The sequence below is a fragment of the Dickeya fangzhongdai genome (assembly GCF_002812485.1).
Taxonomy (GTDB): Bacteria; Pseudomonadota; Gammaproteobacteria; order Enterobacterales; family Enterobacteriaceae; genus Dickeya; species Dickeya fangzhongdai.
Genome location: NZ_CP025003.1, coordinates 975,607 through 996,042, shown reverse-complemented (window position 1 = coordinate 996,042; position 20,436 = coordinate 975,607). Strand labels below are relative to the sequence as shown.

Genomic DNA, 20,436 nt, shown 5'->3' with positions numbered 1-20,436 from the left:
AAAAATCAAATAAATAAAATCTGGCACGGCTCGTGCAATCACATCGTATCCACCTTAAATACGCTAATGGAGTGTTACGATGTCTATTCATGTTAAGAATAATATTCACTGGGTCGGGCAACGGGATTGGGAAGTGCGCGACTTCCACGGAACCGAATACAAAACGCTGAAAGGCAGCAGCTATAACAGCTACCTGATCCGGGAAGAAAAAACGGTGCTGATCGACACCGTTGACCACAAGTTCAGCCGTGATTTCGTCCAGAACCTGATGGCGGAGATCGATCTGGCGCAGATCGACTACATCGTCATCAACCATGCCGAAGAAGATCACGCCGGGGCGCTGAGCGAACTGATGTCCCACATCCCCGATACGCCGATCTACTGCACCCATAACGCCATCGACTCCATTACCGGCCATCACCATCACCCGGAATGGCATTTCCACACCGTCAAAACCGGCGATTCGCTGGATATCGGCAATGGCAAGCAGCTGGTATTCATCGAAACCCCGATGCTGCACTGGCCGGACAGCATGATGACCTACCTGAGCGGCGACGCAGTCCTGTTCAGCAATGACGCTTTCGGCCAGCATTACTGCGATGAGCATCTGTTCAACGATGAGGTCGATCAGGGTGAACTGTTTGAACAATGCCAGCGTTATTTCGCCAATATCCTGACGCCGTTCAGCCGTCTGGTCACCGCCAAGATCAACGAAGTGCTGGGGTTTAACCTGCCGCTGTCGATGATCGCCACCTCCCACGGTGTGGTGTGGCGCGACGACCCGGCGCAGATTATTCATCACTATTTGCGGTGGGCCGACAGCTATCAGGAAGATCGCATCACGCTGTTCTACGACACCATGTCCAACAACACCCGCATGATGGCTGACGCCATCGCGCAAGGCATCCACGATGTCGATCCGGGTGTCGCCGTAAAAATCTACAATGTGGCCCGCCACGATAAAAACGAAATTCTGACGCAGGTCTTCCGCTCCAAAGGCGTGCTGGTCGGTTCTTCCACCATGAATAACGTAATGATGCCAAAAGTAGCCGCCATGCTGGAGGAAATCACCGGTCTGCGTTTCCAGAATAAGAAAGCCTCCGCCTTTGGCAGTTACGGCTGGAACGGCGGCGCGGTTGACCGTATCCAGACCCGGCTGATGGATGCCGGCTTTGAGACCACGCTGTCGCTGAAAACCAAGTGGCGTCCGGACGGGTCTGCGCTGGCAATCTGCCGGGAACATGGCCGTGAAATTGCCCGGCAGTGGGCCTTGCATCCGTTAACCGTATCGCCCGCCGCCGCTATCGAAGCCCCCCAAACGGCTGAGATGGCGGAAACACCGGCGCTCATGGCGGCGGCATCGACCTGCGCCTGCAACGGCACGTCAGCAGCGCAAGATAGCAACCGGATGCAGTGCAGCGTATGCCAGTGGATTTACGACCCCGCCATCGGCGAACCCATGCAGGACGTCACGCCGGGCACGCCCTGGTCTGATGTGCCCGACAGCTTCCTGTGCCCCGAATGCGGCTTAGGCAAAGACGTGTTTAATCCTATCCATATTTAATCCTATCCATTAATAAGGAACGGCCATGTCTGACGAAATCATTGTTATCGGGGCGGGTTTCGCCGCCCGGCAGCTGATTAAAAACCTGCGTAAGCAGGATGCCCAACGCCCGATTCGCCTGATCACCGCCGACAGCGGCGACGAGTACAACAAGCCGGAACTGAGCCATGTGCTCAGTCAGCATCGCCGCGCCGACGATCTGACGCGCATGAGCGCGGCGCAATTTGCCGAAGAACAGCGGATTACGCTGTTGGCGCACACCCCCGTCACCGGCATTGATGCCGGACGGAGGCAGGTCATGTGCGATACCCGGCGCTACGATTACCACACGCTGGTGCTGGCGACGGGCGCCAGCGCCGTGATACCGCCGATTCCCGGCCATCAGTGGATGCTGACGCTCAACAGTCAGCAGGAGTATCGCCGGGCGGAAGCGCGCCTGACGCAGGCAACCCGCATTCTGATACTGGGAGCGGGTTTGATCGGCAGCGAACTGGCGATGGATATGGCGCTGGCCGGTAAGCAGATCACCCTGGTGGATCGGGCATCGCACCTTCTTTCTGCGTTGCTGCCCGTCGAAATCAGCGCCCGGCTGCAAGCCGCCTTGCTGCAACAAGGCGTGGAACTGATGCTCAATACCGGACTTCAGCAACTGGAAAAAACCGACGCTGGCCTGAAAGTCACGTTGATGTCCGGGCGCACGCTGGAAGTCGACGAAGTGATCTCCGCCATCGGATTGCGCGCCAATACCTCGCTGGCCGCTGCCGCCGGACTGGCGGTTAATCGCGGCATCGTGACCGACAGCCAGCTGCGTAGCTCTGATCCGCATATTTACGCGCTGGGAGACTGCGCTGAAATCAACGGCAAGCTGCTGCCCTTTTTACAACCGATTCAGTTGACCGCCAGTATCGCAGCCAACAGCATTATCGCAGCCAGCACCGGTAATAGCGCGGTCAAGCATGTGCCGGAAGGGAACGGTTCCCTCACCCTGCCCGCGATGCTGATTAAAGTGAAAACCCCGTTGTTTCCATTACAGCTGGCTGGCGAAACGCAGAACCCGGAACTGGTCTGGCACCTCGTCGCGGATCATGGCGGGATGGTGGCAAAAGGTGTGGTGGGAGAGCAGTTGCGGGGGTTCGTCGTGGGGGGCGATCGCATGAAAGAAGCCTTTCCGCTGTTACGGCAATTGTCATCATGAGCCGCATCATGTCGATAGCAACGGCACCATGCAGGCAGCAGCGTTATTTCATGTATTTATAATACATATTTCTGGTCACACCATTGCGTGATTAATAGAATGTCCCCCAAACAATTCGAGTTGCAGAAAGGCGGCGACTGGGTGAGTGGCAAATCGGCTTACGCCGGTTTGAACGCCGCCAACGCATCTGCAACGTGAAGTATGACGGATATAGCGGGATACGCGGACGCACGAGGTCTTTATGCAAGAACTGATTTGCTATAAACACATGCCGGTATGGAACAGCAGCACGCTGCCAGCGGCATTCCAGGAAAAACACAACACCAAAGAAGGCACCTGGGCAAAGCTACATATTTTAAAAGGCGAGCTGACTTTCGACCTGCTGACAGAACAGGGCGACACCAAAGAACGCTTCCACTTCTCGCCACAACAGCAGCCGCCCTACATTGAACCGCAGTGCTGGCATCGCATCGTCTCGTTTTCAGACGATCTGGAATGCCAGTTGGGGTTTTACTGCACGGCAGAAGACTATTACCACAAAAAATATGAGCTGACGCGCACCCACTCGGAAGTGATCAACGCTGTGCGTCATGTGCAGCCGGGAAAAGCGCTGGATCTGGGCTGTGGCGGCGGGCGCAACGCGCTCTACCTGAACCTGAAAGGGTTTGACGTCACCGCCTGCGACAAGAACGTCATGAGCATTGATAAGCTCAATAGCATCATCGCTGATGAGCCGCTCAGCCGGATTGAGGCGTTCGTCCACGACATCAATCAGGCCGATATTCGTCACCAGTACGATTTCATCCTGTCGACAGTGGTGTTCATGTTTCTGGAACGAGCGCGCATCCCGGCGATTATCAGCAATATGCAGGAGCACACCGTCGCCGGGGGCTATAACCTGATCGTCGCCGCCATGTCCACCGACGACTTCCCCTGCCCGATGCCGTTCTCGTTCACCTTCGGGCACAACGAGTTGCACGACTATTACCGTGACTGGGAAATCGTGAAATACAACGAGGATGTGGGAGAACTGCACAAAACCGACGCCAACGGTAACCGCATCAAACTGCGCTTTGCCACACTGCTGGCGCGGAAACCAGCCTGAACCTGACGCCTGAAAAAAATCAGGGCCGGAAAACCGGCCCTGCAGGAAGAAGAGTCGACGGCGCGCCGTCTGATAATCAGCTGGCTTTACGCTCAGCCGCCTGACGGTAGGCCACCAAATCCTCAATGGTCAGTACCGGCATATCGTGCTGTTTCGCAAATGCGATCACTTCCGGCGCGCGGGCCATAGAGCCATCGTCATTGGTCAGTTCGCACAGCACGCCGAACGGTTTGAACCCAGCCAGACGCATCAAATCCACAGTGGCTTCGGTATGACCGCCGCGCGCCAGCACGCCGCCCGGCTGCGCGCGCAGCGGGAACACATGACCGGGACGGTTCAGGTCGCTCGGGCGAGCATCATCGGCAGTCGCCGCGCGAACCGTGGTCAGACGGTCAGCGGCGGATACGCCGGTGGTAACGCCTTCGGCGGCTTCAATCGTGACGGTGAACGCAGTCTGATAATGGCTGGAGTTGTGTTCCACCATCATCGGCAGCTCCAGCTTTTGACGGCGTTCTTCGGTGAGGCACAGGCACACGATGCCGCTGCCGTGACGAATGGTCAGCGCCATCTGTTCAACGGTCATGGTTTCGGCCGGGAAAATCATGTCACCTTCGTTTTCCCTGTCTTCATCGTCCAACACCATCACGCCACGGCCGTGACGCAACGCATCCAGCGCACGTTCAACACGTTCAGCGGGAGTACCAAATTCGGAAAGTAAAGTCTGATTCATGGTAAAAAAACCTCATTATTAATATGGATTACCAGAATCAGGGCGAACTTGAGGAGTCGTTTTTGCACTGAAAAACAGCGGCAAAAACGCAAAAATAACGCGTGCAGGCGCAAACCTGTCAGAAACCGTTACTCTCTCCCATCCGGACTATTACCGTCGGCCCCGGAATTACACCGGATCTGCTGACCTCAAACGATATCGTCTGAGCGCTCGCGGGCTTCCAGCCGGCCTGATGGCGCAAACTGGTTTACCGCCGGTGGGGAATTACGCCCCGCCCTGAGAATAAGCAGGATTACTATAGCGCTAACTGGAGGGACGGGCAATCTCTAACCCCGCTTATGGATCGCAAAATTCATCGTATGAAAATCACTTTTTGTTTATACAACGCTAGTCTGGCATTACACTTGGGTTATATTCGCCATTCGTCAAACAGTTCAGGAAAGCGTCATGATTGACCCGAAAAAGTTAGAGCAGATTGCCCGTCAGGTGCAGGAATCCATGCCGAAAGGCATCCGGGAATTTGGCGAGGATGTAGAGAAGAAAATCCGTCAGATTCTGCAATCACAGCTGGGCAAGCTGGATTTGGTCAGCCGCGAAGAGTTTGACGTGCAAACCCAGGTATTGCTGCGAACCCGCGAGAAACTGGCACTGCTGGAACAGCGTCTGAGCGCGCTGGAAGCAAAAGCCGCCGGCAACGAACCGACGCAACAGTCGCCAGCCGATCCGCAATAATTCCCGCCGGCGCGACGCCAGACAGGGCTTGCCGCCCTGTCTGCTTTCAGTCAGCCGTCACCGCCTCGCGCCTGGCCGGCAGCATCAGCCATAGCGCCGCCAGCATCCCCAACGCATACAACGACTTCCAGCCGAGCGTCAGCAACAGCGCCGCGCACAGGACGCTGCCGATGATCGCCATTACGCGGGAACGCCCGCGCAACAGACGCCAGCCCGCCAGCATGCACAGCAGATAAATCAAAATGAAAATGCCGTTGGCGTAAACAATCAGTTCGGACAGCGGCAGGTTCAGCCAGTAAATGATCAGACAGCAGATCAAACAGCAAGCCACCACCAGCGACAACGCATTCACCGGCGTACGCGATGCCGATAGCTGGGCCAGACGGCTTTCTTCAGGCGCCTGTGACCACACCAGCCGGGCAAAACCCTGAGTATAGATATTCACACTGGCGAAACAGGCGAGATAACCCACGATGCAGGCCAGCCACAAGGCATGATCGCCGAACAAACGCACCACAATACTGGGCAAAGATGCGGTAGCCGCCTGATGAGGGCCATAAGCCCCGAAATGCAGCACCGCGACAGTACATCCCCAGTAAACGGCGCCCGCCAGCAGCATGCCGATCAGCAACGCTCGAGGAAAATCCCGTTCGGGCGATTTGAACTCCGTCGCCAGATGGGCAAAGGCTTCCAGCCCGACGAAGCACCAGAACATCACCGCCAGCGCATCCAGCATCTTCGCTCCATTAATGTCCGCCAGCGCAGGCCACGAAATCTGGGACGGCGTAATCCGACCCTGCCACCAGATCGCCGCCACCAGCAAGACCACCAGCAGCGCAATCAGCGTCTGTACCGTGGCGCTGGAGCCGGCACTACGCATTCCCAGCAGCCAAATCACGGCCAGCGTCAGCAATTGCACCAGCAGCAAACCGCCGGCATTGAGGCCAAAGGCCGCCTGCCAGAAACCGGCCGCGATTTGCATCGCCGCAGGCAAACCGACCGGGATGACGGACAAGAACAACCAACCGGTGACCCTGGCTAGTCGCGGGCCAAACGCCAGCCGAACAAAGTGCGCCGCGCCGCCGGCATTCGGAAAGTGCCGGCCAAGCGACGCAAAAGCGATGGCAATCGGAAACACCAGCGCAATCAGCAGCGGCCAGGCCCACAGGCTATCGCCCCGCGCCTGCTCCGCCACCAGTGCGGGTACGGCAAACACGCCGGTCCCCAGCAACGAGGTCGACAACAACCCGATGCCCTGAACCAGCCCCAATTCCTGTTTTAACGTATTACTGCCGCCCACTGTCTGCACCTTGTCGCCGGCCGGCGCGCATCTCGCCCTGCGCCGACACACTGAACGTGAACGCCGCCAGGACGCTCACGATGAAAGTAAAAAGCCCCCGCGGACGGAGGCTTCTGAAAAGTATAAGAATTAACAACACATTCGCCGTTATTCGCCCTGAACGTTATTCGCCATTAGCCTTGAGTACCGCACGAATACGAGCTTTATAGGCTTCCACTTTCTGCGGCGTCACCAGACGACGCTCATCGTCCAGCACCACGCCGCCCACGTCATCAGCGATACGCTGAGCCGACTGCAGCATCAGCTTGAAATTCTGGCTGGCGTCGCCGTAAGACGGCACCATCATGAAAATCGACACGCCCGGCGTAGTGAACTCGGACATCGCTTCTACGTTGAAAGAACCGGGTTTGACCATGTTGGCCAGGCTGAACAGCACCGGGCCGCTGCCTGCAGGGTTGACGTGACGATGGAAAATGTTCATTTCGCCGAACTGGAAACCGGACTGCAATACGCTTTGCAACAACAATTCGCCGCCGATCACGCCGCCCTGATGAGCCGCCACATGCAGCACCAGCACGGCCTCCTGCTGCGATTCATGTTGTGCGGTCGCAGGCGCTTCAGGCGCCGCCGGCTCGGGTTGCCGGTCATACGTTTCCGGCGTGGTTTCGTCGACAATGCGCGCAGCCGATTCGGATACCGGCTGCGGTTGCTGATACTGGGGAGCGGACTGAGGCTCGGCGCGCGGCGCCGCAGGCTGAACGGGTTGACGCAACGGCGCTTGCGGCTCGACGTCATCCAGCAATGGATCATAGGCCGCCGGTTCCTGCCCGAAGGACGGCGCTGAACGCTCGCCCGAAGGCGCATAGTTGCCGGACGAAGGATTCTGCTGGCCGCGGGAATGCGTTACCCGCACCTCGCCGACCCCTTCGTCAAGCTCTTCCAGCGGGGCGTCATCACGCTTTGGCTTCAGGCGTTTTACCGGACGATCGCGGAAAAGGGACGAGCGTTCCTTACGGCTTGTCCAAAGACCGTGCAGTAACAGTGCTATAATTGCGATCGCGCCAACAACAATCAAGATCAGACGCAGGTCCTGCATCATTGCTATCCCAGTTATTCCAATACGTTGCCACTACGGCAAATACACATACCTCTAACTGTATTTGCCTGTGTACCCAAGTGCAAGTCTGGGCGCTAGTTTATGATAATAAAGATCGACAGCGGGCATTTTTTTGCCGTTTTTTCATGCAAATCGCAACTAGCCAGCTGAAAATCATCCCGATATGATGCCGTAACCTGCATATCATAGGGTGAGAACAGCACCATGTCTTATACGCAACACCTTGATCCCAAACACAGCGGCCTGCATTACTTTCTGAAAGGCTGGCAACTTCTCTCACTGCCCGGCATCCGCCGTTTTGTCATTCTTCCCATGCTGGTTAATATCCTGCTGATGGGCGGCGCCTTCTGGTGGTTGTTCCGCCAACTCGGCACCTGGATACCGCAATTGATGACCCATGTGCCGGATTGGCTGCAGTGGCTGAGCTACCTGCTCTGGCCGCTGGTGACCCTCTCCGTGCTGCTGGTGTTCAGCTATTTCTTCAGCACTATCACCAACCTGATTGCCGCGCCGTTCAACGGCCTGCTGGCGGAACAACTGGAAGCACGGCTGACCGGTCAGCCGCTGCCGGCCAGCGGCATCCTCGATATCGCCAAAGACGTTCCCCGCATCATGCGGCGCGAAATTCAAAAACTGGCCTATTATTTACCGCGGGTGCTGGTGTTGCTGTTGCTGTATTTCGTGCCCGGCATCGGCCAGACGGTGGTGCCGGTGGTGTGGTTCCTGTTTGGCGCCTGGATGCTGGCGATTCAGTATTGCGATTACCCGTTCGACAACCACAAAGTCGGTTTTTCAGCCATGCGCCAGGCGCTGCGGCAGAACAAGCTGACCAATCTGCAGTTTGGCGCGCTGGTCAGCCTGTGCACCATGGTGCCCTTGTTGAATTTGTTGATCATGCCGGTAGCCGTCTGCGGCGCTACGGCCTTGTGGGTGGATCGTTACCGTCATCTTTCCGCTACGCTGCATCGGTCCTGATCAAGACGGCGACAGTAACCTGTTCTATAACTGGATATTGATGAAAATATATTTCTTCAGAACATATCGATATAGCGATTCTTTACTTCACTGGCTGTCCCGAACGAGTATTCTCTCTAAGGTTCGCAAAAATTTCATACAGTTATTAAGGACGGGCTATGAGTAAGATCTACGAAGACAATTCTTTCACTATCGGCCATACGCCGCTGGTTCGTCTGAATCGCATCGGCAATGGGCGTATTCTGGCTAAGGTGGAGTCACGTAACCCGAGCTTCAGCGTAAAATGCCGCATCGGCGCCAACCTGATTTGGGATGCCGAAAAGCGTGGCGTGCTGAAACCCGGCATCGAACTCGTAGAACCGACCAGCGGTAATACCGGTATTGCACTGGCGTATGTGGCGGCGGCGCGTGGTTATAAACTGACGCTGACCATGCCGGAAACCATGAGTATCGAACGTCGCAAGCTGCTCAAGGCGCTGGGCGCCAATCTGGTGCTGACCGAAGGCGCCAAAGGCATGAAAGGCGCGATTGCCAAAGCCGAAGAAATCGTGGCCAGCGACCCGCAACGCTACCTGCTGCTGCAGCAGTTCAGTAACCCGGCCAACCCGGAAATTCACGAAAAAACCACCGGCCCGGAAATCTGGGAAGACACCGACGGCGAAGTCGACGTCTTTATTGCCGGCGTGGGCACCGGCGGCACGCTGACCGGCGTTAGCCGTTACCTCAAGAACACCAAGGGTAAAGCCATCATCTCTGTTGCCGTTGAGCCAACCGACTCTCCGGTCATCACCCAGGCACTGGCCGGCGAAGAAATCAAACCCGGCCCGCACAAGATCCAGGGGATCGGCGCCGGTTTCATTCCCGCCAACCTGGATCTGAAGCTGGTCGATCGCGTTGAGCGCGTCACCAACGAAGACGCTATCCACACCGCGCGTCGTCTGATGGAAGAAGAAGGCATTCTGGCGGGTATCTCTTCGGGCGCAGCGGTAGCGGCCGCTCTGAACCTGCTGAAGGAGGAGGAATTCGCCAACAAAACCATCGTGGTGATCCTGCCCTCTTCCGGCGAACGTTACCTCAGTACGGCGTTGTTTGCCGATCTGTTCACCGAACAGGAACTGCAGCAGTAAGTTTCTCCTAGTCGAATAAGTTTCCCCTGGCCGAAAATGTGATTTAAAAGTTAAAAAAGCACCCTGCGGGGTGCTTTTTTGTGGCCGAGTTCAAACTTTCTGTTACTTACACATTGCTTTTCACGGTCAGGTTTAGTATTTAACCGAACAATTATTTTGATGCGTGAAATTAATATCCGTCGAGGCCCCCACATACGGATATCATTCCAGCGACATGGAGCAGCACGGCCGGACGCTTCATCAATCGCAGGATCAACAACACGGGGCCATGTCGACGTTAACCAGGGGTAAGCGCACACCGTTTTCCTCAACCGCATCCCGGCCTGTCCTGAACCATTCAGGGCAACCAAACAGGCTAAAGTTCAGTACATACACTAAACTTTAGTTCCACAACATGAACCTAATCCAACAAGTTGGGGAAAACAGAATGTTCCAGCAAGAAGTAACGATTACCGCGCCAAATGGCCTGCACACTCGTCCCGCCGCACAGTTCGTGAAAGAAGCCAAAGGATTCACCTCTGAAATCACCGTTACCTCCAACGGCAAAAGCGCCAGCGCCAAGAGCCTGTTCAAACTGCAGACCCTCGGTCTGACCCAAGGTACCGTGGTCACCATTTCCGCCGAAGGTGAAGACGAGCAGCAAGCCGTTGAACATCTGGTTAAACTGATGGCTGAGCTTGAGTAAACGGCCCGCTCTCTTTAGTGAACATCAGAATCAAGTAAGGTAGGGTTATGATTTCAGGCATATTAGTATCACCGGGAATTGCTTTTGGTAAGGCGCTGCTACTGAAAGATGACGAGATTGTCGTCAACCGGAAAAAAATCTCTGCAGACCAGGTCGATCAGGAAATCGAACTCTTCCTGACGGGTCGCGCCAAAGCCTCAAAACAGCTGGAAGCGATCAAGCAAAAAGCGGCTGAAACGCTGGGGCCAGAGAAAGAAGCCATCTTCGAAGGGCATATCATGCTGCTGGAAGATGAGGAGTTCGAGCAGGAAATCATCTCCCTGATTAAAGACGACCACGCGTCCGCGGACGCGGCGGCGTTTTCCGTCATCGAGACCCAGGCGAAAGCGCTGGAAGAGCTGGATGACGAATACCTGAAAGAGCGCGCCGCAGACATGCGCGACATCGGCAAGCGCCTGCTGAAAAACATTCTGGGCCTGCACATCGTCGACCTGGGCGACATCCAGGACGAAGTGATTCTGATTGCCAAGGATCTGACCCCGTCCGAAACCGCGCAGTTGAACCTGAACAAGGTGCTGGGTTTCATTACCGATATCGGCGGACGTACGTCCCATACCTCGATCATGGCGCGCTCGCTGGAGCTGCCGGCCATCGTGGGCACCACCGACGCCACCCAGAAAATCAAGAACGGCGATTTCATCATTCTGGACGGGGTAAACAACAAGATTTACCAGAATCCTGATCAGGCCACCATTGACCAGCTCAAGGCCGTTCAGGAACAGTACAACACCGAGAAATACGAACTCGCCAAACTGAAAGATCTGCCGGCCATCTCGCTGGACGGTCATCAGGTGGAAGTGTGCGCCAACATCGGCACCGTGCGCGACGTCGCCGGCGCTGAGCGTAACGGCGCGGAAGGCGTGGGCCTGTATCGCACCGAATTCCTGTTCATGGACCGCGATGCCCTGCCGACCGAAGAAGAGCAGTTCCAGGCTTACAAAGCCGTCGCGGAAGCGATGGGCGCTCAGGCGGTGATCGTGCGTACGATGGACATCGGCGGCGACAAAGACCTGCCGTACATGGATCTGCCGAAGGAAGAGAACCCGTTCCTTGGCTGGCGCGCGATTCGTATCTGCCTTGATCGCAAGGAAATTCTGCATTCGCAGCTGCGCGCTATTCTGCGTGCGTCCGCGTTTGGCAAACTGCGCATCATGTTCCCGATGATCATTTCGGTGGAAGAAGTGCGTACGCTGAAAGCCGAACTGGAGATGCTCAAAGGCCAGTTGCGGGCGGAAGGCAAGGTGTTCGACGAAACAATCGAAGTCGGCGTGATGGTGGAAACCCCGGCCGCGGCGGCCATCGCCCACCATCTGGCGAAGGAAGTCGACTTCTTTAGTATTGGGACAAATGACTTAACCCAGTATACTCTGGCTGTAGATCGCGGGAATGAGCTGATTTCTCATCTCTATAACCCGATGTCTCCGGCCGTGTTGACCCTGATCAAGCAGGTGATCGACGCGTCGCATGCCGAAGGCAAGTGGACAGGCATGTGCGGTGAACTCGCGGGCGACGAACGTGCTACACTACTGCTGCTGGGGATGGGTCTGGATGAATTCAGCATGAGTGCCATCTCGATTCCTCGCATCAAGAAAATTATTCGCAATGCCAACTACGAAGATGCGAAAGCGCTGGCGGAGCAGGCATTAGCCCAGCCGACAGCTGAAGAGTTAAGCAGTCTGGTAAGCCGGTTCATTAAAGAAAAGACGCTTTGCTGATACCGCTGTGCTGACCCAATATTAATGCTTAGGAGAAAATCATGGGTTTGTTCGATAAACTGAAATCTCTGGTTTCTGATGACAAAAAAGAAACCGGCAGCATCGAAATCATTGCCCCGTTATCCGGTGAAATCGTCAACATCGAAGACGTGCCTGATGTGGTATTCGCAGAGAAAATCGTCGGCGATGGCATCGCTATCAAACCTAGCGGTAACAAAATGGTCGCGCCGGTGGACGGCACCATTGGTAAAATCTTCGAAACCAACCATGCTTTTTCCATCGAATCAGACAATGGCATCGAGCTCTTCGTTCACTTCGGTATTGATACCGTTGAACTGAAAGGCGAAGGCTTTAAACGTATCGCGGAAGAAGGGCAGCGCGTCAAAAAAGGCGACGTGGTGATCGAGTTTGATCTGCCGTTGCTGGAAGAGAAAGCCAAGTCTACCCTGACCCCGGTCGTGATCTCCAATATGGACGAGATCAAAGAGCTGACCAAACTGAGCGGTACCGTTGTCGTTGGGGAAACCCCGGTTATTCGCATCAAGAAGTAAGCGACTTTCCGTCATGAAAAACGGCACCTTCGGGTGCCGTTTTTGTTTCTTCGCGCCACGTAATCATCATCAGCCCTGATCAAGCCGCCGGCGACCACGCGAGACTGTCTCCAGCAAATCCATTCCAACAAGGCTATTGCCAGCGAGGGATGCAAATACGGATCTGCAACCCGCCCTGCTCCCGGTTCTCCGCTTCGATGCGGCCGCCGTGCGCCACTACCGCCTTGCGGGCGATGGCCAGCCCCAACCCGTACCCTTTGCCCGACTGCGGCGAATCGATGCGCATGAAAGGATCGAAAATACTGGAGAGTTTGCTTTCTTCCACGCCCGGCCCGCGGTCCGCTACGCCGACGCACCACTCTTTCTCATCCCGTGACAGCGTGACCAGCACCTGCTGACCGCGCGAAGAGAAACGCAGCGCATTGCGAATGATGTTATCCAGCGCATGCCGCATCAGCTCCGCCGAGCCTTTGACGGTGTAATCATCGTAATCGCTAATATTGAGTGCAATGTCCACGCCCGGCACCTGCGCTTCATAACGCGCATCGTTGACCACCGCATTCACCAGCCCGAGCAGGTCGAAATACTCTTCGGTGTTGACCGCGTTGTTTTCCGCGCGGGACAGCGTCAGCACTTCGCCGATCATCTTGTCCATCCGTTCCGCTTCACGCTCGATGCGCTGCAAGGCGTTTTCCACGTTGTCAGGGTTCTGACGCGCCAGCCCGATCGCCAGTTGCAGCCGAGCCAGCGGCGATCGCAATTCGTGGGAGACGTCGTGCAGCAGTTGCTCGCGCGCACCTACCAATACCGACAGGCGACCAACCATAGCGTCAAAGTCGCGCGCCACATCGCCGATCTCATCATGGCGGCGGCGCATCGACGGATAAAGCCGTACCGACAGGTCGCCCTGCGCGACACGCTCGAAGCTGGCCCGCAACCGGCCCAGCGGACGCGCCAGGTTCCACGCCAGCATACCGCTGAACAGCAACCCGCCCAGCGCGCCAATCCAGATCATCGGCGGCGGCAAATGCAGGAAAAACGGCATCGGCGCCGGACCGTTCTCCGGCATCAAATCCTGCCGCCAGCGAGCGGTATTGAAACTCACCCGGTAGCGCTGCCCGTCAGGGCCTTCCACTACCTGTAACGACGCGGCGTCCGGCCGTTCCGGCATTCCGCCCGGCCCAGGTATTGGCCCCGGTCCGAACCCCGGCCCCGGGCGTCCGGGCGGTTCGCCCAGCATCCCCATTTCCGGCGGCGGTTCGGCGCCTATCCCGGCCACGTCCTCGTTGTCGCCGATAATCGAGACATTGATGTAACCACGTTCGCTCTTCGGCCAGTCGGCCAGCGTGCGCCCTAGTTCAGCCATGCCGCCCTGACGCAACGCCTGCGTCGCCAGCGCCATTTGCAACGACATGGTGTGTCTTCCCAGACGAACTTCCGGCGGCTCGTTACGCCCGCCGTAAAACGAGAAGCCTACCCACAGCAGCTGTGAAATGACGAAAAACGTCAGCCACAAACCGAGCAGGATCTTCCAGAACAGCCTTCCATGCATGATTAACGGATCCGGTATCCGACGCTGCGCACCGTCTCGATGGTCAGGTTACACCCATCCAGCGCCGCCAGCTTTTGACGAATATTGCTAATATGTACATCCACGCTGCGGTCATAGGCCTCCCGGCGGCGTCCCAGGCATTTCTCCGACAGCTCATCCTTGGTCACCACCCGCTCGGACGAGCGCATCAGCAGCTCCAGCAGGTTGAATTCCGAAGCGGTAAGATCAAACGCCTTGCCGCGCCACTCGCTGCTGCGGGTAGAAGGGCAGATCGCCAGCTCGCCGTAGTTCACCGTCCCGGTGTCCTCGCTTTTTTCCGCCTTGTCTTCATAACGGCGCAGCACCGCACGCAGACGCGCCACCAGCTCGCGCGGATAGCAGGGCTTCGGCACATAATCATCCGCGCCCATTTCCAGCCCGATCACGCGATCGATGTTATCGCCCTTGGCCGTCAACATAATGATGGGAATCGAGCGGTTGCGACGTACTTGCCGCAGTACGTCAATTCCGCTCATATCCGGCAGCATGATGTCCAAAATCATCGCGGTATACTGATCGGACATGGCGCCGTCCACTCCTTCCTTGCCGGTCATCACCTGTGAAGTGCTGAACCCTTCCGCCGTGAGGTATTCACACAGCATGTGCCCCAGTTCAGCGTCATCGTCTACCAGTAAAATTTTCATACTTTCATTCCCATGCATTGTTACCGCTCCTATTGTCAGGGCTGGTTGCAATCTGCGCAGCACCATTTACGGAATCCTTACCTTTCACTGTTCGAAACATAACGCATTCGAAGCGGGATGACGGGTAAATTATACGCAGCCCGTGTTCCCTGATTCAGGGATACGTCGCGTATTTTGTCCCGGTTCTTCGTTTCGGCGTTTTACTTAGCCAAGGATGCTTTTGTTTTGATGAGATTCCGACCCAGCTCCAGCCGTTTCTGGTGGCTTTTGGCCGGCCTTGCCGCCATTACCCTGTTCGTCGTCTTTCGCCTGTCCCGGCCGGCCCCCCCGCCGAATTATATTACGGCCACGGTGGATGTCCGCGATCTGCAACAGACTGTGCTGGCCGACGGTACCGTCAACGCGCGTAAACTGGTTAGCGTCGGCGCGCAGGTTTCCGGGCAAATCAAAGCGTTGCATGTATCGCTGGGCGACAAGGTGAAACAGGGGCAGTTGCTGGCCGAAATCGACGATTTAACCCAGCAGAACGCGCTGCGGGACAGCAAGGCGGCACTGGATAACATTCAGGCGCAACGCGCCTCCAGGCAGGCCACGCTGCGTAATAACCAGCTCAGTTGGCAACGCCAGCAAAATCTGATGCAAAAAGGCGTCGGCGTGCGGGCGGATTACGACAGCGCCAAAGCCACGCTGGAAGCCACGCAGGCCGATATCGACGCGCTGGACGCCCAGATTGTACGGGCGAAAATCGCCGTCAACACCGCGCAGGTCAATCTGGGTTACACCAAGATCGTCTCGCCGATGAACGGCACCGTGGTGGCGCTGCCGGTGGAACAAGGACAAACCGTCAACGCGGTGCAGAGCGCGCCGACTATCGCCAAGGTCGCCAACCTCGACACCATGACGATCGAAGCCAAAATCTCGGAAGCGGACGTTATCAACGTCAGGACCGGCATGCCGGTGTGGTTCACTATTCTCGGCAACCCGAACAAGCGCTATCAGGCGGTGCTGCGCGCCATCGAACCGGCGCCGGAATCCATCAGCAGCGAAAGCAGCAGCACCAGTGGCAGCGGCACCACCAGCAACAGCGCCAGCAGCAGTTCCTCCAGCTCCGCCATCTACTACAACGGCCTGTTCGATGTCGACAACCCGGACGAAACCCTGCGTATTTCTATGACCGCGCAGGTCTATATTCTGTTGTCCGAAGCGAAACACGCCATCGTGGCACCGGTCAGCGCGCTGATTAACCGTCAGGGAAAACTGTTTGTTCAGGTGACCCAGCCGCAAGGCCGGCCGGCGCTGCGCGAAGTGACCACCGGCATCAGCGACAACGCCTATATCCAGCTGATTTCCGGCGTGCTGCCCGGCGAGGAAGTGGTGATCAGCCAGCAGACGGCAAGCGACGGCAGCAGCGCGTCGTCCCCGCCACCGCCGCCGATGGGATTTTAAGCCATGAGCGCGCCTCTGTTAGCGCTGCGCCAGGTCCACCGCAGTTTTATCAACGGTGAACAACGCGTCGATGTGCTGAAAAACATCAACCTGACGATTCATGCCGGTGAAATGGTGGCGATTGTCGGCGCGTCCGGCTCCGGCAAGTCCACGCTGATGAATATCCTCGGCTGCCTGGATAAACCGACTCAGGGGGATTATCAGGTAGCCGGCGTCTCCACCCTGACCCTGAATGACGACCAGCTTGCCGCGTTGCGCCGCGAGCACTTCGGGTTCATCTTCCAGCGTTATCATCTGCTTAATGACCTGAACGTGGGCGATAACGTGGAAATGCCGGCGGTGTATGCCGGTCAGGCTCGCCACGAACGCCGCCAGCGCGCCGCCGCCCTGCTGACGAGGCTGGGTCTCGCCGGTCGCCTGCAGGACTCGCCCAACCAGCTGTCGGGCGGACAACAACAGCGCGTCAGCATCGCCCGCGCGTTGATTAACGGCGGTCAGGTGATTCTGGCGGACGAACCTACCGGCGCGCTCGACAGCGCCAGCGGCGAGGAAGTGCTGTCGATTCTTCATGAGTTGCATCAGCAAGGGCACACCATCGTGCTGGTCACCCACGATATGCGCATCGCCCAAATGGCCGGCCGCATCATCGAGATTCACGACGGTGAAATCGTGGCCGACCGCAACACGGCCGACGACATGACGCCGGCAACGCCGACGCCCCCGGCGCCGCTACCGGCCAAAACGCTGACCAGCGGGTACGACCGGCTGCAGAATGCCTTCAGGATGGCGCTGCGCGCCATGAACGCCCAGCGGATGCGTACCTTCCTGACCATGCTGGGGATTATTATCGGCATCGCCTCGGTGGTGTCGGTGGTAGCGCTCGGCAAAGGCTCGCAGCAACAGGTGCTGGAACACATCAACGCTATGGGCACCAGCACGCTGGAGATCTTTCCCGGTAAGGATTTCGGCGACATGCGCTCCGCCGCCATTCAGACGCTGCGCGTCAACGACCTGCGCCCGCTGGAACAGCAACCCTACATCCACAGCGTCACCCCCACCGTCTCGACATCGGTGACGCTGCGTTACGCCAATAAAGCGGTATCGGTCAGCGTCAGCGGCGTGGGCGAGCAGTTCTTCACCGTGCGCGGCTATGTCCTGTCGGAAGGCGACGGGTTCTCGCCGCTTAGCGTTGAACGTCTGACGCAGGAGGCGGTCATCGATCAGAACACCCGCAATAAGCTGTTCCCCAACGGCGAGAACCCGCTGGGACAGGTGATTTTTCTCGGCACCCTGCCTTGTCGCATCATCGGCGTCGCCACCCGCAAACAGTCCGGCTTCGGCAGCGATGAAAACCTGAATATCTGGGTGCCCTATACCACCGTGATGCGCCGCATGGTCGGTCAGTCATACCTGCGCAGCATTACCGTGCGGGTTAAAGACAATATCGACCTGAGCGTAGCGCAACAGGGCATCACCCAGATTCTGACGCGCCAGCACGGCAACAAGGATTTCTTCGTCATGAACACCGACAGCATCCGTCAAACCATCCGGCAGACCACCGCCACCATGACGCTGCTGGTGTCCGCCATCGCGCTGATTTCGTTGATTGTGGGCGGCATCGGCGTTATGAACATCATGCTGGTGTCGGTGACCGAACGCACGCGGGAGATCGGCGTCCGCATGGCGGTCGGCGCGCGCACCGGCGACATCATGCAGCAATTTTTGATTGAGGCGGTGTTGGTGTGTCTGTGCGGCGGAGTATTGGGCGTGATGCTGTCGCTGCTGGCCGGCGCGATCGCCAGCCATGTCAGCGGCGTGACATTCCTTTATTCCGCCGCCTCGATGGTGGCGGCGTTTCTCTGCTCCAGCCTGATTGGTGTGATTTTCGGCTTCTTCCCGGCGCGGCGCGCGGCCCGTCTGCAACCGATCCACGCGCTGGAGCGGGAATAAACACAGGCGTGGCGCTTAGCCAAACACGCCGGTGGAAAGATAGCGATCGCCGCGATCGCACACCACGGTGACGATCAGGCTGCCGGGCTGTTCGGCGGCGATGCGCAGCGCCCCCGCCACTGCGCCGCCGGAGCTGACGCCGCAGAATACCCCTTCCACCCGCGCCAGTTGCTGCATGGTGGTTTCCGCCTCCTGCTGCGACATATCCATAATCCGGTCCACCAACTGCGGCTGAAAGATACCCGGCATATAGTCCGGCGACCAGCGACGGATCCCTGGGATCTGGCTACCGTCCTGCGGTTGCAGGCCGACGGTGCAAACCGTCTCACTCTGGCTTTTCAGGTAGCGGCTAACGCCGGTGATGGTGCCGGTGGTGCCCATGCAGGAGACGAAATGGGTCAGGCGGCCCTGCGTCTGCCGCCAGATTTCCGGGCCGGTGGTGGTGAAGTGCGCCAGCGGATTGTCCGGATTGTTGAACTGGTCGAGCAACTTGCCTTCGCCCGCCTGCGCCATCTGCTGGGCCAGATCGCGCGCGCCTTCCATTCCCTGCTGTCGGCTGACCAGCAGCAGTTCCGCCCCGTAGGCGCGCATCGCGGCCTGCCGTTCCAGGCTCATGTTTTCCGGCATCAGCAGACGCAGTCGGTAACCTTTCATCGCCGCCACCATCGCCAGCGCGATGCCGGTGTTGCCGCTGGTAGCCTCAATCAGCGTGTCGCCCGGCGCAATCTCGCCCCGGCGTTCCGCCTGCTGGATCATCGACAGCGCGGCCCGGTCCTTCACCGAGCCGGCCGGATTGTTGCCCTCCAGCTTCAGCCAGATTTCGCTGCCGGTATGCTGGGCCAGACGTTGTAATTTAATCAGCGGCGTATTGCCGACGCAGTGCTCAAGCGTGGTCACATTCTCTCTCCGGGTCGTCAGAGGACGCCAAAGAAACAGGCACCGCGATACAGTGCCTGCCTGTAGCAAAACCGGATTCTGTTATAGCGATAACAAACGATCAAGCGAAGGGGCAAAGAAGTAACTGCCGCTGACCGCGCGGGTAAAGCGCAACATATCGTCGCGTTTGCCGTCACGGTCGCCAAACATGCTCAGCAGTTGCTGTTCAATGTTGTAGAGACGGGCGCAGTAGGCGGTGAAATACAGGCCGTGCTTGCCGCTGGCGGTGCCGTAAGGCAGGCTCTGACGCAGGATTTTCAACCCCTTGCCGTCTTCCTTGAGGTCGACGCGGCTCAGGTGCGAAGTCACCGGCCGCGACTCGGACGACAATTCTTCGTTATCTTGTTTGGTGCGGCCGATCATCTGTTCCTGCTGTTCCACGCTCATGCGATTCAACTGGCGCAGATTATGCTCCCAGCGTTGGACAAACACATAGCTGCCGCCTTCGCCCGCCTGCCCGTCCGGCACGATGGCGACGTCACGCCGGGCGTCGCCCTGCGGGTTTTCGGTGCCATCGACAAAACCGCTCAGATCGCGGTCTTCCACCCAGCGAAAGCCGTGGGTTTCTTCTTCGATGTTGATGGTGTTGCCGAACGCCGCCAGCACCGCCTGCGCCAGCGAAAAGTTGACGTCATGACGCAGCGACTGGATGTGAATCAGCATGTCGCGCTGAGTGGCGGGCGCCAGCCCGTTGCCCAGCGGCGTGAAGGGTTTGAGTTCCTGCGCGCTATTGTCGCAATCCAGCTCGCGCCAGACGTCGTAGCCAAAGGCGATTACCGCGCCAAGACCCGCGTCGGGGAAACGTTGCTGCAACTCGGCCAGCGCCTGACAGAACTTCTTACACCCCTGGCGGATGGCATCAAATTCTCCCTGTACCATAGCCTCCATGAAAATGGCAAAACGGCGATGCTCCAGCAAAATACCGCTTTGAATTTGTGTCATCTGTTGCTTCCTCACATTACTCAGTGCAGTTTCTCTCGCGCCGGCAAGCCATGCCGGGCTGCTATCTCAAT

Annotated in this window: 18 protein-coding genes and 1 riboswitch; of the genes, 11 read left to right on the top strand and 7 right to left on the bottom strand. The window is 57.7% G+C overall.

Going from position 1 to position 20,436, the window contains the following annotated elements:
- Positions 1 to 79: 79 nt before the first annotated feature.
- The 3 genes from norV to tehB all read left to right on the top strand — a co-directional run bounded on the left by norV (position 80) and on the right by tehB (position 3,864).
- Positions 80 to 1,564, top strand: a complete 1,485-nt coding sequence (norV, locus tag CVE23_RS04680) for an anaerobic nitric oxide reductase flavorubredoxin (RefSeq protein WP_100848996.1) — start codon at positions 80 to 82, stop codon at positions 1,562 to 1,564.
- Between the two features lie 25 nt (positions 1,565 to 1,589).
- Positions 1,590 to 2,759: an NADH:flavorubredoxin reductase NorW gene (norW, locus tag CVE23_RS04675; protein WP_100848995.1), complete on the top strand. Its 1,170-nt coding sequence runs from the start codon at positions 1,590 to 1,592 to the stop codon at positions 2,757 to 2,759.
- A 241-nt stretch (positions 2,760 to 3,000) separates the two neighbouring features.
- On the top strand, positions 3,001 to 3,864 hold the full coding sequence (gene tehB, locus CVE23_RS04670) for an SAM-dependent methyltransferase TehB (RefSeq protein ID WP_038917966.1): 864 nt from the start codon (positions 3,001 to 3,003) through the stop codon (positions 3,862 to 3,864).
- A 76-nt stretch (positions 3,865 to 3,940) separates the two neighbouring features.
- On the opposite strand, the gene ribB is transcribed toward tehB, so the two are convergent.
- Positions 3,941 to 4,594, bottom strand: a complete 654-nt coding sequence (gene ribB, locus CVE23_RS04665; protein WP_038661818.1) for a 3,4-dihydroxy-2-butanone-4-phosphate synthase — start codon at positions 4,592 to 4,594, stop codon at positions 3,941 to 3,943.
- Between the two features lie 126 nt (positions 4,595 to 4,720).
- Positions 4,721 to 4,882: riboswitch (FMN riboswitch) on the bottom strand.
- A gap of 159 nt (positions 4,883 to 5,041) precedes the next feature.
- Between ribB and ubiK the strand changes: the two genes are divergently transcribed.
- Complete coding sequence (gene ubiK, locus CVE23_RS04660; RefSeq protein ID WP_038917964.1) at positions 5,042 to 5,326, top strand: ubiquinone biosynthesis accessory factor UbiK; 285 nt, start codon at positions 5,042 to 5,044, stop codon at positions 5,324 to 5,326.
- 46 nt (positions 5,327 to 5,372) lie between these two features.
- On the opposite strand, the gene yjeH is transcribed toward ubiK, so the two are convergent.
- Positions 5,373 to 6,626 (bottom strand): L-methionine/branched-chain amino acid transporter, encoded by a 1,254-nt coding sequence (gene yjeH / locus CVE23_RS04655; protein WP_049842635.1) that lies wholly within the window; start codon positions 6,624 to 6,626, stop codon positions 5,373 to 5,375.
- A gap of 163 nt (positions 6,627 to 6,789) precedes the next feature.
- A complete protein-coding gene (zipA, locus tag CVE23_RS04650) occupies positions 6,790 to 7,725 on the bottom strand; it encodes a cell division protein ZipA (RefSeq protein ID WP_100848994.1) in 936 nt (311 codons plus the stop codon).
- A 222-nt stretch (positions 7,726 to 7,947) separates the two neighbouring features.
- Here zipA and cysZ point away from each other — a divergent pair, with 222 nt between their 5' ends.
- The 5 genes from cysZ (at position 7,948) to crr (ending at position 12,856) form a co-directional block, all read left to right on the top strand.
- Positions 7,948 to 8,718 (top strand): sulfate transporter CysZ, encoded by a 771-nt coding sequence (cysZ, locus tag CVE23_RS04645; protein WP_100848993.1) that lies wholly within the window; start codon positions 7,948 to 7,950, stop codon positions 8,716 to 8,718.
- A 158-nt stretch (positions 8,719 to 8,876) separates the two neighbouring features.
- On the top strand, positions 8,877 to 9,845 hold the full coding sequence (cysK, locus tag CVE23_RS04640; protein WP_038917961.1) for a cysteine synthase A: 969 nt from the start codon (positions 8,877 to 8,879) through the stop codon (positions 9,843 to 9,845).
- Between the two features lie 427 nt (positions 9,846 to 10,272).
- Positions 10,273 to 10,530, top strand: coding sequence for a phosphocarrier protein Hpr (ptsH, locus tag CVE23_RS04630; protein ID WP_013316619.1), 258 nt, complete (start codon positions 10,273 to 10,275; stop codon positions 10,528 to 10,530).
- Positions 10,531 to 10,577: 47 nt separating this feature from the next.
- Positions 10,578 to 12,305, top strand: a complete 1,728-nt coding sequence (ptsI, locus tag CVE23_RS04625) for a phosphoenolpyruvate-protein phosphotransferase PtsI (protein WP_038661836.1) — start codon at positions 10,578 to 10,580, stop codon at positions 12,303 to 12,305.
- 41 nt (positions 12,306 to 12,346) lie between these two features.
- On the top strand, positions 12,347 to 12,856 hold the full coding sequence (gene crr, locus CVE23_RS04620) for a PTS glucose transporter subunit IIA (protein WP_022632320.1): 510 nt from the start codon (positions 12,347 to 12,349) through the stop codon (positions 12,854 to 12,856).
- Between the two features lie 133 nt (positions 12,857 to 12,989).
- Here the strand turns inward: crr and CVE23_RS04615 are convergent, their stop codons facing one another.
- Together CVE23_RS04615 and CVE23_RS04610 are read right to left on the bottom strand one after the other, a co-directional pair.
- Positions 12,990 to 14,408, bottom strand: a complete 1,419-nt coding sequence (locus CVE23_RS04615) for an ATP-binding protein (protein WP_049853626.1) — start codon at positions 14,406 to 14,408, stop codon at positions 12,990 to 12,992.
- A 2-nt stretch (positions 14,409 to 14,410) separates the two neighbouring features.
- Positions 14,411 to 15,091: a response regulator transcription factor gene (locus tag CVE23_RS04610; protein ID WP_038661845.1), complete on the bottom strand. Its 681-nt coding sequence runs from the start codon at positions 15,089 to 15,091 to the stop codon at positions 14,411 to 14,413.
- Between the two features lie 228 nt (positions 15,092 to 15,319).
- Between CVE23_RS04610 and CVE23_RS04605 the strand changes: the two genes are divergently transcribed.
- The gene (locus CVE23_RS04605) at positions 15,320 to 16,537 is read left to right on the top strand and encodes an efflux RND transporter periplasmic adaptor subunit (protein ID WP_100848991.1); all 1,218 of its coding nucleotides are present in this window, start codon (positions 15,320 to 15,322) and stop codon (positions 16,535 to 16,537) included.
- A gap of 3 nt (positions 16,538 to 16,540) precedes the next feature.
- The gene (locus CVE23_RS04600) at positions 16,541 to 18,487 is read left to right on the top strand and encodes a MacB family efflux pump subunit (protein ID WP_100848990.1); all 1,947 of its coding nucleotides are present in this window, start codon (positions 16,541 to 16,543) and stop codon (positions 18,485 to 18,487) included.
- 15 nt (positions 18,488 to 18,502) lie between these two features.
- Here the strand turns inward: CVE23_RS04600 and cysM are convergent, their stop codons facing one another.
- A complete protein-coding gene (cysM, locus tag CVE23_RS04595) occupies positions 18,503 to 19,384 on the bottom strand; it encodes a cysteine synthase CysM (RefSeq protein WP_100848989.1) in 882 nt (293 codons plus the stop codon).
- Between the two features lie 81 nt (positions 19,385 to 19,465).
- Positions 19,466 to 20,365 carry a Dyp-type peroxidase gene (locus CVE23_RS04590; protein ID WP_038661858.1) on the bottom strand — a complete coding sequence of 300 codons (900 nt, stop codon included), beginning with the start codon at positions 20,363 to 20,365 and terminating at the stop codon, positions 19,466 to 19,468.
- Positions 20,366 to 20,436: the final 71 nt, after the last annotated feature.

What these genes read in the sequence shown, in the direction of transcription:
- norW (WP_100848995.1), top strand. Translation starts at nt 1,590, where the DNA reads ATGTCTGACGAAATCATTGTTATCGGGGCGGGTTTCGCCGCCCGGCAG.
- CVE23_RS04615 (WP_049853626.1), bottom strand. Translation starts at nt 14,408, where the DNA reads ATGCATGGAAGGCTGTTCTGGAAGATCCTGCTCGGTTTGTGGCTGACG.
- ptsH (WP_013316619.1), top strand. Translation starts at nt 10,273, where the DNA reads ATGTTCCAGCAAGAAGTAACGATTACCGCGCCAAATGGCCTGCACACT.
- CVE23_RS04600 (WP_100848990.1), top strand. Translation starts at nt 16,541, where the DNA reads ATGAGCGCGCCTCTGTTAGCGCTGCGCCAGGTCCACCGCAGTTTTATC.
- CVE23_RS04590 (WP_038661858.1), bottom strand. Translation starts at nt 20,365, where the DNA reads ATGACACAAATTCAAAGCGGTATTTTGCTGGAGCATCGCCGTTTTGCC.
- cysK (WP_038917961.1), top strand. Translation starts at nt 8,877, where the DNA reads ATGAGTAAGATCTACGAAGACAATTCTTTCACTATCGGCCATACGCCG.
- cysZ (WP_100848993.1), top strand. Translation starts at nt 7,948, where the DNA reads ATGTCTTATACGCAACACCTTGATCCCAAACACAGCGGCCTGCATTAC.
- crr (WP_022632320.1), top strand. Translation starts at nt 12,347, where the DNA reads ATGGGTTTGTTCGATAAACTGAAATCTCTGGTTTCTGATGACAAAAAA.
- zipA (WP_100848994.1), bottom strand. Translation starts at nt 7,725, where the DNA reads ATGATGCAGGACCTGCGTCTGATCTTGATTGTTGTTGGCGCGATCGCA.
- tehB (WP_038917966.1), top strand. Translation starts at nt 3,001, where the DNA reads ATGCAAGAACTGATTTGCTATAAACACATGCCGGTATGGAACAGCAGC.
- ptsI (WP_038661836.1), top strand. Translation starts at nt 10,578, where the DNA reads ATGATTTCAGGCATATTAGTATCACCGGGAATTGCTTTTGGTAAGGCG.
- CVE23_RS04610 (WP_038661845.1), bottom strand. Translation starts at nt 15,091, where the DNA reads ATGAAAATTTTACTGGTAGACGATGACGCTGAACTGGGGCACATGCTG.
- ubiK (WP_038917964.1), top strand. Translation starts at nt 5,042, where the DNA reads ATGATTGACCCGAAAAAGTTAGAGCAGATTGCCCGTCAGGTGCAGGAA.
- norV (WP_100848996.1), top strand. Translation starts at nt 80, where the DNA reads ATGTCTATTCATGTTAAGAATAATATTCACTGGGTCGGGCAACGGGAT.
- ribB (WP_038661818.1), bottom strand. Translation starts at nt 4,594, where the DNA reads ATGAATCAGACTTTACTTTCCGAATTTGGTACTCCCGCTGAACGTGTT.
- CVE23_RS04605 (WP_100848991.1), top strand. Translation starts at nt 15,320, where the DNA reads ATGAGATTCCGACCCAGCTCCAGCCGTTTCTGGTGGCTTTTGGCCGGC.